The 11,662-nt window shown below is 58.7% G+C and carries 12 protein-coding genes and 1 tRNA gene; 3 read left to right on the top strand and 10 right to left on the bottom strand.

All coding sequences use genetic code 11. The features are described from left to right. Positions 1 to 9: 9 nt before the first annotated feature. Both DXY16_RS03475 and DXY16_RS03470 read right to left on the bottom strand, forming a co-directional pair. Positions 10 to 909 (bottom strand): ABC transporter permease subunit, encoded by a 900-nt coding sequence (locus DXY16_RS03475; RefSeq protein ID WP_115119553.1) that lies wholly within the window; start codon positions 907 to 909, stop codon positions 10 to 12. Between the two features lie 8 nt (positions 910 to 917). After that, entirely contained in the window at positions 918 to 1,967 is a 1,050-nt protein-coding gene (locus tag DXY16_RS03470; protein ID WP_115119551.1) for an amino acid ABC transporter substrate-binding protein, read from the bottom strand. Positions 1,968 to 2,075: 108 nt separating this feature from the next. On the opposite strand from DXY16_RS03470, the gene DXY16_RS03465 reads away from it, so the two are divergent. Then, positions 2,076 to 2,399 (top strand): hypothetical protein, encoded by a 324-nt coding sequence (locus tag DXY16_RS03465; protein ID WP_115119549.1) that lies wholly within the window; start codon positions 2,076 to 2,078, stop codon positions 2,397 to 2,399. A 64-nt stretch (positions 2,400 to 2,463) separates the two neighbouring features. Here DXY16_RS03465 and DXY16_RS03460 read toward each other — a convergent pair whose 3' ends face one another. Beyond that, positions 2,464 to 4,044: a SulP family inorganic anion transporter gene (locus tag DXY16_RS03460; protein WP_115119547.1), complete on the bottom strand. Its 1,581-nt coding sequence runs from the start codon at positions 4,042 to 4,044 to the stop codon at positions 2,464 to 2,466. 40 nt (positions 4,045 to 4,084) lie between these two features. Beyond that, positions 4,085 to 5,353, bottom strand: coding sequence for an FAD-binding protein (locus tag DXY16_RS03455; protein WP_170953820.1), 1,269 nt, complete (start codon positions 5,351 to 5,353; stop codon positions 4,085 to 4,087). A 71-nt stretch (positions 5,354 to 5,424) separates the two neighbouring features. Between DXY16_RS03455 and DXY16_RS03450 the strand changes: the two genes are divergently transcribed. Then, positions 5,425 to 6,531 (top strand): sirohydrochlorin chelatase, encoded by a 1,107-nt coding sequence (locus tag DXY16_RS03450; RefSeq protein WP_115119543.1) that lies wholly within the window; start codon positions 5,425 to 5,427, stop codon positions 6,529 to 6,531. 390 nt (positions 6,532 to 6,921) lie between these two features. Then, positions 6,922 to 7,200 (top strand): DUF2811 domain-containing protein, encoded by a 279-nt coding sequence (locus DXY16_RS03445; protein ID WP_115119541.1) that lies wholly within the window; start codon positions 6,922 to 6,924, stop codon positions 7,198 to 7,200. On the opposite strand, the gene DXY16_RS03440 is transcribed toward DXY16_RS03445, so the two are convergent. The 6 genes from DXY16_RS03440 to DXY16_RS03415 all read right to left on the bottom strand — a co-directional run bounded on the left by DXY16_RS03440 (position 7,181) and on the right by DXY16_RS03415 (position 11,604). Then, on the bottom strand, positions 7,181 to 8,818 hold the full coding sequence (locus tag DXY16_RS03440) for a GMC oxidoreductase (protein WP_115119712.1): 1,638 nt from the start codon (positions 8,816 to 8,818) through the stop codon (positions 7,181 to 7,183). The genes DXY16_RS03445 and DXY16_RS03440 overlap by 20 nt on opposite strands. Before the next feature lie 153 nt (positions 8,819 to 8,971). Continuing rightward, a tRNA-Met gene (locus DXY16_RS03435) sits at positions 8,972 to 9,048 on the bottom strand. 52 nt (positions 9,049 to 9,100) lie between these two features. Continuing rightward, positions 9,101 to 10,081 carry an asparaginase gene (locus DXY16_RS03430; protein WP_115015496.1) on the bottom strand — a complete coding sequence of 327 codons (981 nt, stop codon included), beginning with the start codon at positions 10,079 to 10,081 and terminating at the stop codon, positions 9,101 to 9,103. A 22-nt stretch (positions 10,082 to 10,103) separates the two neighbouring features. Further along, on the bottom strand, positions 10,104 to 10,598 hold the full coding sequence (locus DXY16_RS03425) for a CGLD27 family protein (RefSeq protein ID WP_115119539.1): 495 nt from the start codon (positions 10,596 to 10,598) through the stop codon (positions 10,104 to 10,106). 9 nt (positions 10,599 to 10,607) lie between these two features. Then, positions 10,608 to 10,976, bottom strand: coding sequence for a ribosome silencing factor (gene rsfS / locus DXY16_RS03420; protein WP_115119537.1), 369 nt, complete (start codon positions 10,974 to 10,976; stop codon positions 10,608 to 10,610). After that, complete coding sequence (locus tag DXY16_RS03415) at positions 10,969 to 11,604, bottom strand: DUF3318 domain-containing protein (protein ID WP_115119535.1); 636 nt, start codon at positions 11,602 to 11,604, stop codon at positions 10,969 to 10,971. Before DXY16_RS03415 ends, rsfS begins: the two co-directional genes overlap by 8 nt. Between the last annotated feature and the right edge of the window lie 58 nt (positions 11,605 to 11,662).

Raw genomic sequence — 11,662 nt, 5'->3', positions numbered from 1 at the left:
AGGCGAAGCTTAAGAGCGCTGCCCACGCCGAATCACGGCTCGGTTGAGCAGTTGCATCACGCCATTGATGAGCAGATTGAGCAGCAGGAAGCTCAACAACAGCAGCAGAAAACCTTCAATCGCCCGGCCTGTCTGGGTGATGCTGGTGTCACTGACTGAGTAGAGATCGGAGTAACCGATAGCGATGGCCAGAGTGCTGTTTTTGGCGAGATTGAGGTACTGACTGCTGAGACCTGGAAGGATTGCTGGAAGAGCCTGGGGGAGCACCACTTTTCGCAGACCCAAGCGCTCGGAGAGGCCCAGGCTTCTGAAGGCCTCCCATTGCCCGCGCGGGACCGAATCGAGGCCACCACGCACCACTTCGGCGATCGAAGCACCTGTAAACACGCTGAGTGCCAACAGCACAGCGGTGAATTCCACGCTGAGATGCACTCCCAGAACAGCGATCCCCTGGTTTGTAAGAGTGAAGAGGGAGCCCAGCGGTGATGGATTCGATTGCGGTAGCCCGAGCAGGGCCACGAAATACCAGAAAAACAGCTGCAGCAGCAGGGGGATCTGGCGAATCACACTCACATAGAGCGCAGCTAGAGCTCGAAGCAGAGGATTGGTACTTCTCCTCGCCGAACCCGCTAGTACTCCGAGGATTGTGGCGGCGACAAGGCCAGCGCTAATCACCTTGAGGCTGTTGATCCAACCCACGAACAACGCCCAGGCATAGCTATCTGAGGGCGAATAAGGCAGAGCGTGTTCGGCAAGGGCAAAGCCTGTGGGACGACTCAGCCAGCTGAAACTCAGGCCCAAACCTGTGCGGAGCAGGTTGACCGCCAGGTTGTTGATCAGCACCCCCATCAGGGTGAGCAGCAGCACCACCACGGCGAGTTGCAGCAGCCAGCGGCGTGTCCCTTTCATAACGGCCACTACTGGAAGGGCGGAGCTGTCATTGCCCCCCCATCGCGATACAGCTGATTGATCCCTCGTGGAATCGGGACGGCGCTGTTCGGGCCGAGATGACGGTTGTAGATCTCGCCATAGTTGCCGGTGGCTGCAATCGTCTTGACGACAAAATCCGCTTCGAGACCGAGCTTCATGCCCAGATCTCCATCAACTCCAAGGAAACGGCGCAGACGCGTTAGCTCTGTCTGTTTGTTTGCCTTGTCGAGCCAATCCCCCACATTCGCCTTGGTGATCCCTAGTTCCTCTGCCGTGATCAGGGCATACACCACCCAGCGCATTGCATCTCCAAGGCGTTGGTCCCCACCCGCCGACAGGGGAGCCAGTGGTTCTTTGCTCAATACGGCTTCGAGAATCTGGTGTTGCTTTGGCTTGGCGAAGCCTGAACGGGCCGCAGCCAGTTGTGAGCGATCGGAGGTCATCGCCGCGCATCGACCCTGGAGGTAGCCGGCTACAACCTGGTTGAGGTCTTGGTATTTGATTGGTGTGTAGGCAATTCCGCGTGCTTCAAAGGCATCGTTGAGGTTCTGTTCCGTGGTGGTGCCTGAGCCCACGCAGATGGTCTCACCGTTGAGGTCGTCGATCGTGCGGATCCCTCGAGAGGTTTTCACCATCAAGCCCTGACCGTCGTGGAACACCACCGGCGCGAAGCTGACGCCATTGCCGCCAGCCGCATCCCGACTGAGGTTGAAGGTGGTGTTGCGCGAGAGCAGGTCGACCTCGCCAGTCCTCAGGGCTGTGAAGCGTTCTGGAGCGGTGAGCTGCCGGAACTCGATGGCATCGGCATCACCGATGAAGGCTGCGGCAAAGGCTCGACATAGATCGATGTCGAGGCCGGAATAGTCGCCGTCTGAGCTCAGAAAGCTGAAGCCAGGAATCTTGCCGCTGACGCCACATCGGAGCGTTTGACGCTGTTGGATCAGACCCAGGCGAGAGGCACCGCCTTCGCCAAGGGTGGCGCAAGCCTGCAGCATCAGTGCAGCGGCGAGCGAGACCCAGAGGGTGCGGAACGGCATGCTCAACTGCTGCGACCCCAAGTGTCTCAGACGCTTTGTGGATTTGCTTGGTGGTCAGACACGATCAACCTCCTTAGCGTGATCAGAATTCCGCTCTTGGGTGCCTGAATGAACGCCAGCCGATCCTGGCCAGCGCTGGCGTTGATGCTGATGGCCTTCACTTGGCCTGCTGCTGGTTTTTCTACAGAAGATTCAGAACGGAGCACTTACAACAACAAGATGGCTCTGATTGGTGTGCTCAGAGAGAGCGCCCGAGAGCGGGCCGTTGCCAGTGGGGATCTTCAAACGCTCTGTCTGATTCTTGGCATTGGTGTTGACGTGACCGATCAATATCTGCAGGCCCTCGATGAAGATCCGGCCCTTCAAGAACGGCATCAGGTGATGAAAGCTGATCTCGACACGTGCCTCGTTGGTCTTCCAACAGCCGATTGATCAGCGTGACTGCTGAAGATTGCGCTGATTGTTGTGGAGGCCAGGCAAGGCCTCCGGTCGTTCTCTAACCGTGAGCAGCTTCTGGCTGAGAGCCGATCCGTTTGAGCAGATCAAGGCTTTCAGGGTTGAGGCCCTCCACGGTCACTTCTGATCCCCCACGTTCCAGCTTGCGGGTGAGTTGATTGAGAGCCGCGACACCGGTCTGGTCCCAGATATGCAGGTTGCTGAGATCGATCGTGATCCGCGGCGGATGTTGATGGACATCAAAGCCCTGGAGGAAATACACCTTGCTGACAAAGAACAGCTGGCCGGTGACTCGATAACGCCGGTGGTCTGGGGCGATGTCCTCGACATCCACCTTGATCACCTTCGCCACCTTTCTGCTGAACAGCAGAGCGGCGAGCGCTACACCTGCCAACACGCCAAGGGCAAGGTTGTGGGGGGTGGTGAGCATCGTCACCGCAAAGGTCATCACCATCACAGCGGTGTCGCTTTTGGGAAGGCGGCCGATGGCACGCAGCCCATTGATATCTGCTGTGCTGACGGCGATGCTGATCATCACTGCCACCAGAGCAGCCATCGGGATCTGCTGTACCCAGCCTCTGGCCAGAAGGATCATGGCCATCAGGCTGACGCCAGAGAACAGGGTCGAAAAGCGACCCCGTCCTCCGTTGTCGATGTTCATCACCGACTGCCCTACCAGTGCGCAGCCCGCCATGCCTCCGAACAGCGATGAGACGAGGTTGGCAATGCCCTGCCCCTGCGCCTCACGGTTCTTATTGGAGGTGGTGTCGGTCTTGTCGTCCAGGATGTCCTGGGTCAGGAACGTCTCCATCAGGCCAACGAGAGAGATCGACAGGGCTGTGGGCAAGACGATGCCCAACGTCGCCAGGCTGAAGGGAACCTTGCCATCGGCAAAGGCCCCGAAAGGAAGACTGGGGATCGGCAGATTGCCAGGCAGTTGCCCCAGGCTTTTGACCGTGGGGATGTCCAGATTGAGGTTGATGCTGATGATGGTCAGCACCACGATCGCCACCAGCTGGGAGGGGATAAGCCGGGTCAGCCTGGGGAGTCCGTAGATGATCACCAAGCCCAGGACCACCAGCAATCCAACCGTCGGAATTTGTGCTGTAGCCAGCACTGCCTGACCACCGTGCTCGCCATGCTCTCCGAATTGCAGATTGATTCCCAACTGAGGAAGCTGTGCCTGAAAAATCAGCAGGGCTAGGGCATTAACGAATCCACTCAGCACCCCCTGGGGGACAAAACGCATCTGGTGGGCCAGGCGCAGATAGCCCCAGAGAATTTGCAGCACACCGGTGAGAATGCCTGCCACAAGTAGATATTGCAGGCCAAGGCCTTCCACACCAAGCTCAAGGCCGCGGGCATTCCCACTGGCCACCAGGCTGGTCATCAGCAGGGCCGTGGAGCCTGTGGCCGAGGTGATCATGGCTGTGCGACCGCCCACGAACGCGATCGTCACTGATAGGCAAAACGCCCCGAAGAGGCCCACCTGTGGGTCAACATGAGCGATGCCGGAAAAGGCAATCGCTTCCGGAATCATGGCGAAAGCCACCACCAGGCCAGAGAGAACCTCCTTGGCTGGATTGTCGAACCACTGCCGCATGCCAACGCTGTTCGTCATGCGGCGACCGTATCTCACTGCCCCTATCCCCTCCCCGCATTCACAGCATCGGCAGCACCCCGTTGGGATCGAGTCGTTGCTTTAGATCCCGTAGATGCGGCAGCCAGGATCCGAAGGCTTGCTCGAGTTCGCGCGCGTGCCAAGGCAGATGGTCGTGAAGCTGAGCCAGATGCACGCCGGGGCAAAGGGGATGGAGGCAGTCTCGAACCTGCTCGAGCCAGCGCAGACTGGCTTGGCGACCGCTCCGATCTCCAGGTGGCCAGCTGGCGGTGATCCACGGTTTCCACTCGGCTTGGCGGTGGATGAACGAGCTGCTGTTGCAGGGCTGTTGGCTCACGGCGCCTCCCAGCTGTTGGCAAGCGATCGTGCATCGGTGGTGAGGGCGATTGGCCATGGCAACCCCCAGGGCCGTGATCATGGCCTGGCTTTGGTCGCTCCATCGTGGTCCAAGCAGGCCTAAAACCTCTTGATGCACAGGCGCTTCATCGGTGAGGGCCAGACTCATCGCCCCCAAGGCTGGAAGCTGATGAATCCCGCTTAGGTGCGTGTACAGCGGTTGTGAGAGCTTTCGCGCCTCGCGTTGATGCCTGAGAATCTGGAGGGCTAAACGATCGTCTGATCTGGCCACAAGCATGACTTCAAGCCGTGCTCCCCAGCACCATTGCAGGCTAATTCCGTTCGGGAAGCCCTCTGCCTCCAAGATCAGCGCCTCGAGCTCTTGAGGGGTCACACAGCCTTGAAGGATCTCCACGGATAGGAGTGGGGTCGTTTGCAGATCGAGTTCCTGCACCACCCCGAGAAAGAGCGCAGCTCCAAGCAGTCCCCGCCATTCCATGTGCTCGGGACTGTGCTCCAGCAGGGCATCACCGGGTCGGGTGATGCGGAAGCGGTGTCCATTGCCCCAAATGCCTCTGATCCCCTCGATGTGGTCGATGGCTAGACCGAGGCTGCGGCTGAGGGGGCCCATGCCACCAGTAATCAGGAACCCAGCGCCGGGCAGGCCCGAGAGTCCGGTGGGGATCATTCTCCGGTGGATGGCCAGCTCCGCTTGAATCTCACCCATGGTCAGGCCAGCACCCAAGCGGACACTGGTGTGATCGTTGTTCAGGACAAGGGTTCGGTGCCCGTCGCTCAGATCAAGCGTCCAATGCTGATCCTCTGTGCAGCGACTGGTGGTGCCACCGCTGCAGATTCTCAGGGGTAACGGTTGTGGTGCGCTGCGCAGAATCGATTCGACTTCCGTTGATGAGGGGAATAGCGTTCCCTTCGTCAGGCAATCAGCAGCGAGGGGATTGCGAACCGGGGCCACTGGCAATCAGCGCTCTAAAGAAATCATCGCGTCATTGCTGGCGATAGGGTCACCTCAGGTGAGAAAGACGTGTGACTGCGGGTTTGTCTGAGCTCAAGGCAGAAGATGTGGGCGTCCTCATCTGTGGTCATGGCAGTCGCAACCGCCAGGCGGTGGAGGAGTTCGCCAGCCTTGCTGATGGACTCAGGCCAAGAATGGGAGGCCTTCCGGTAGAGCATGGTTATCTCGAATTTGCCAAGCCGATCCTTCGAGACTCCCTTGATCGACTGCGGGCTCAGGGGGTGAAGCGTGTTCTGGCGGTGCCTGCGATGTTGTTCGCCGCCGGTCATGCCAAGAACGACATTCCTTCGGTTCTCAATACGTACAGCGCCGAAACGGGACTGACCATCGATTACGGCCGTGAGCTTGGGGTGGATCGCTTGATGATCGCTGCGGCCGGCGCGCGCATTCAGGAAGCTTTGGCCCAGTCCCCCAGTGACGTTTCGCTCGAAGAAACGCTTCTGGTGGTGGTGGGCCGTGGCTCTTCCGATCCGGATGCGAATTCCAACGTCACCAAGATCACCCGCATGCTTGTTGAGGGTCTCGGTTTCGGGTGGGGTGAAACGGTGTATTCCGGCGTGACGTTCCCTTTGGTGGAGCCAGGCCTGCGGCATGTGGTGCGTCTGGGTTTTAAACGAATCGTCGTGTTCCCCTATTTCCTCTTTTCAGGCGTTTTGGTGAGCCGCATTCGTCAGCACACCGCCTTAGTGGCTGCTGACCATCCGGATGTGGATTTTGTTTCAGCCGGCTATCTCGGAGATCACGCGCTTGTGCTCGACACCTTTGTGGAACGGGTGCAGGAAGTTCTGGGTGGCGAGACGGCCATGAATTGCTCGCTCTGCAAGTACCGGGCTCAGGTTCTTGGCTTCGAGGCTGAGGTTGGCCTCGCACAGGAAAGTCACCACCACCACGTTGAGGGCCTCACCGATGGATGTGAGCTCTGCGAACACGAGTGCACAGGTGCGTGTCAACCCGACGGCATTCCCATTCCTCTGGGTGGAGGGCATCAGCACAGCCATGATCATGCGCACGAGCATGGACACGGACACCACCCCTATCCCCATGCCGATCACCCTCTAGGGCCAGAGACTCTTCGCAAGGTGTCTGCAAAAGGCGAACCTTTTGACACCGAAACCTGAAGGAAACCAGTGGATCTGTGGGCCTCGACGATCTCAGTCTTGCCCTGGTCTCTTGAGACTTTCTCCGATAAGAAGAGCTTATCGGTTTTAGCTCTCGGACATTCTTTCGGTGTTTTCCACAGCTTTGCGGTTGTTTTCCACGACACCTAGGCGTTTGCGCCGGAAACTGGGGAATGCTTCGGTTGGACGCTTCTGTATCGGACACTTCTTGACAGCTTCGGCGGGTTTGGTCTCGTCTTTGCTGATCGCAAGTCGTCGCTAATAGCCCCCCTGCGCCGCAGTGAGTCTCACTAGAGATTGGGGCATGGTCGATTTTGCTCGCACCCTTTGACGTTCCCCCTTGGTTTGTGGCTTCTTAGTGGGACAGCAATGACCGACTGAGGGGCCTAAGTGGATCGCAACCATCTCGAACTTTGTGTTGAAGCGGCAGAAACTCTCGAGGTCGGTAGCTCTGCTTTGCCTGCTCCCTCCACCTTTGTCAGTCTTGAAGCTGAAATTCCCGAGCTGCTGTACCGCGGCATGAAGGACTTCATTGGTCGTCATCCCAGCTGGGATCAGTACCGGGTGATGAGCTCGGCTCTGGCCAACTTCCTCTTTCAGAACGGTTGTGAAGACCGTGCAGTCACTGAGCGCTATTTGGATGATTTGTTCAGTCGTTCCCGCCTTTGATTGCTTGCTGGCAGGCCCTTCGGGTGACAGCCATCATTGTCAACGTCGGGCTTTGCCAGGCTGAAGTGGGCCAGCAGGCACCGTCGACCACTAGAACGTTCGGGCAGCGCCAGAGCCTGTTCCATCGATCCACCACGCTGGTGCATTCATCGCTGCCCATGGCGGCACCCCCCACTTCATGGATGTAGTACCCCGGGGGCGGTGCTCCACTGGCGAGCGCGGCACTCCCCGCCACCAGTGGTTCGATCAGGGGCATGTGAACAAGATCCTGGAGTGGCCTCATCTCTCCACCAGCGGCTTCGATGGCCTGTTTCATCGTGCTCTGCATGTGCTCCACCATCGCTTCTTCGTTCAACCCCCAACGACAGTCGATGTGAACGATGGGGACGTCCCATCGATCGGTTTGGGTGGACAGGCTGACGTGGTTATGGGCCTGTGCAAGCACCTCGCCATGGCCGATCAAGAAGCCCAGACGAGAGTGTGATTGGCGCTTTAGAGCTTCAGGAGGGTCAAAGCGATTGATCCCTCCCCACAGGCCATAGCCCCGAAGGAAATTCACGGACCTCGTGCCTTCCAGACAGGGTCCAAAGGGGATGAAAAAGCTTCCCGCCCCTGAGAGTGGTGCGGGATTGATCACGTCCGACTGGGCTGGAATCGCGAAAAATCGACAGCTGGAGACGTGGTCCATCAGGTATTGGCCTAGCCGCCCGGAGGGATCCCTGAAGCCTTCGCTGCAGTGTTGCTCTTCTGAATTCAGCAGAATGCGCAAACTTTGAATCGTGGAGGCGCAAAGCACGATCAGGGGGGCTTCAAGGCGGCAGCGGCTGCCGTCGCTCAGGTTCACTGCGATCACGCCCGTGGCCCGATCTTGGCCTGGCGCGATCACCAGCTTCTCCACCATCTGATTGCTACAAACCTCCACAAGCCCCGTGGCCAGGGCGCGTTTCAGGGTGCTTCCCGTGCTGCTTGAACGGGGCCAAGCGGCCTTTTGGTTTTTGTACGGTTGTTCAAAGCCCCGAGAAGCTATCCAGGGGAAGCCAAGCTCTCGTTGCACTTTGGAGGCGAACGCCTCTTCTTCTTTGGTGGAGGGCAGTGCAGTAGTCGCCCACCCATCGGGCAGTTGCTCGAGGCCGTCGCGACGACCATGAACCGCCAGTAGTTGTTCCAGGGCGGTGTAGTGCGGTGCCAGATCGTCGTAGTCAATCGGCCACTCCGACCCATGACCATCCTCGGCGGCAGCCTTGAACTCACGATTCGATAGTCGCAGGGTGATGCCACCCCAGGTCAGGCTTCTGCCACCCACCTGATGGCCGCGGGTCCAGAGGAATGGGCGCTGATGGGGATGGCTGTAGGGATGCTTCTGCTCATCGATATAGAGCAGGGGATTTTGTTTCCAATAACCGGGATGTTGGGCCTGTCGGCGATGGGTGCCCCCGATGAGTCCTTCCAGCCTGCGGATGCTGTTGCCAGGTTCTCCTCCCATCGCCTTCCGGGGGGTGAGATCAGGACCCGCCTCAAGCACCAGAACACGGACCCCTGCCTCCGCCAGAGTCATCGCTGCCACCCCTCCGGTGGCGCCTGAGCCAACCACAATTGCCTCAAATGGGCTTTGGTTCATGGCAGTGCTGAATCCTGAAGCCATTGTGTGTTGATCCATGCCCTCCGCTAAGAACAATGTCGCAGGATCTGCGCCTCTCTCGTTGACAGCAGCAGAGGCTCTTGGACAAACAACAAAAAACCCCCGAAGCGTTTGGCCTCGGGGGTTTTGAATTGGTGGCGGGGGGGAGATTTGAACTCCCGACCTTCGGGTTATGAGCCCGACGAGCTACCAGACTGCTCTACCCCGCGATGACTCAAAAAGTATACATCCCGTGGTTCGCCGCCGCCGCTACTCAATCCTTCAGCTCTCCTGGAAGCGCAGGGCTCCCTCCACCTCTAGATGCACTCCTGGATTGAGGATTAGCACCTGCTCTTCAAGCTCTTGAAGGCTCCCGGGCGTCAACCAGTCCAGTTGTTGAAGCAGATGAAGAGCGACGGCTTGTTTGGCACGTCTGGCACCGTCTTCCACCTTGATCGCGACGCCCATTCCTTCGCCGATCCTGCTGAGGCACTGAATGCCTTCGGCACCACCTTTGCTCAGTACCTGACCATGGCTACGGCGCATCAGTTCGGTGTCGAATCTCCCCTCGCCCGCCACGATGTGGGGGTGCGCCAGCATCGCCCTGCTGATCTGCTCCAGTTCTGCCTGGGTGGATGCTCCGAGATGGGCGTAAAGCAAGGCCATTTGCGGGAGTTGGAGACGCAGTGTTGGTGCACCGCAGTCGTCCCTGGCGGCGATCAGTTCATCAGGCGGTAGGCCCAAAAGCTCGGCAACCCGTCGGTTCACCTCTTGCTGCAAGGGATGATCGCCTTGGAGATAACTCTCTGTGGGCCAGGCCATCTTTCGACAGGTTGCCAGAAAGGCAGCGTGCTTGCCTGAGCAGTTGTGTTCCAGCGGACTGCTCGCTCCATCAGGTATCGGACACTGCAGCTGTGAAGACTCCAGTTCGGCATTCCAGAGAATCTTGAAGGCTTCGCGGGCATGTTCTGCAGTGCCGGAATGGGAGGCGCAGCTGATGGCCAAGCCCTTATCGCCGCATTGCACTTGGGCTGCCGCCCCACTACTGAGAAATGGCAGTGCCTGGAATGGCTTGAGGGCGGAGCGGATGAAACTTTCATAGTCAGCTCGTCCAGCCCGCATCAAAATCCGACCGCGCTGGTCACAGACCACGGCATGAACGCGGTGCACGGATTCCACGCTGGAACCGCGTTTCAGCCTCACTTCTAGAGGGGGCATGCCCGTGGAGGAAGGACCGCCGCCGAGGCTTGAGGGCAGTGCCATGGGAACGGCTGGTTCGGTGTGTTCAGAGAGCCTGGCAGAGACTGGCGCCAATCAGCATGAGTCCAGCAGTCCAGGCCATGGCTCGCGCGAGTCGTCCAAGGATTGGTCGCACTTCATGGCGTGCCATCAGCAGGTCACGCTGCCGCCATGCAAGCGGCTTTTCCCACACCTGACCGTCATACCAACCTGATTCCTCGTATTCCACCTGTTCTGAGAGCAGGCGTTTGTGCACGTAACTCCATCCCAACCACTGACGCACCAGCAGCAGCATGGGAAGTACTAGGGCTGAAACTGCCCCGGCTGACAACAGTCTTGGTAGGTCGTTACGCAGGAGCCAGCTGCCACTGGCCACGGTCATGGTGATCGGCATGATCCCAAGCCAGCTGATCAGCAGAGCCAGATCAAGACTGCGCTGGGATGTTGTGGGCCAGGTGAAGAACCAGGACTCACACAGCTGCTGGAATTCCTCCTGGGGGCGTTGCTCATGAGGCACTGGGCAGGCACTGGTGCTGGCCATCAACGCTGATCAGAGTGCCTGTTCGCTTGGTGACGCTACGAAGTCTTTGCGTTCTCCGTGACCCCAGAAGGCTTCGAGGTCATAAAAACTGCGTTCACCCGGCTGAAGAATATGAACGATCAACTCCCCATAGTCGAGTAGAGCCCAACGGCCTTCGTTCACCCCTTCTTTGCGCAGAGGAAGTCGGCCTGTGGTTTCTTCCAGCTTGTCCTGCACGGAGCGGGCGATGGCACGCACTTGAACATCACTTTGGCCACCGGCGAAGACCATCCAGTCGGCCAGGCTCGAAACCTCGTCCACCCGGATCAATTCAATGTCGGTTGCCTTGCGATCATCACAGGCATCGGCAGCCATTTGGGCCAGCTGCTCGCTATCCATAAACATTCTCACTGGTTACAGACTCTCTCGACCCCTGTTGCTGAGCCATTTCAGCCCTTGCTTTGCTGGCGCTTTTGCGCAGGGCCTCCAGACGATCTTCATAGAAGCTGCGCTTTTTCTTCTTGCGCGTCAGCTCCACCAATTCTTTCAACGCACCGCCAAGACTTTTGTAGGCATTGGGAACGCTGTAGCCGAATCGGCAGGCGAGATCAATCGCTCTTTCATCGGCCGCGATCGCGTCCTGCAAACGTTTCTCTGAATTGTTTTTGAGATAAAGCCTGTAGCCGGCAAAGCCGGAGAGACCCAGTGCCATCACCAGTAGCAGTCCGTCTTGGACCCACAGCTCACCGATGGCACCGCCCAGGCCGATTGCCAACGCCGCCATCTCCCAGCCGTCTCGAGGGATGGTGTCGTTCTGAACCCGACCCACTTCATGCCAGAACAGCAGATTGCGGTGATCCAGGGCGAGGTTGTCCCAATGCTCCAGATCTACCTGGATTTCCACCTCATCTCTGCCGATCTCCTCCAGGGTGATCAGCGGCGGTTCAACGGCAGCTGCGGCCTCCACGAACACCCAGCTCTGCATTTCCGGTGGCAGCAGCCCCTTGAGGCGCTGGAGCTCGCTCATAGTCCTCGCTTACTTCCCTATCCATTCACGCTAGCGAGTGATGGTTGAAAGCCGCCGT

It is taken from the genome of Synechococcus sp. UW105 (genome assembly GCF_900473935.1).
Taxonomy (GTDB): domain Bacteria; phylum Cyanobacteriota; class Cyanobacteriia; order PCC-6307; family Cyanobiaceae; genus Synechococcus_C.
The sequence above is the reverse complement of the archived record's forward strand: the minus strand, read 5'-3'. Positions and strand labels throughout refer to the sequence as shown.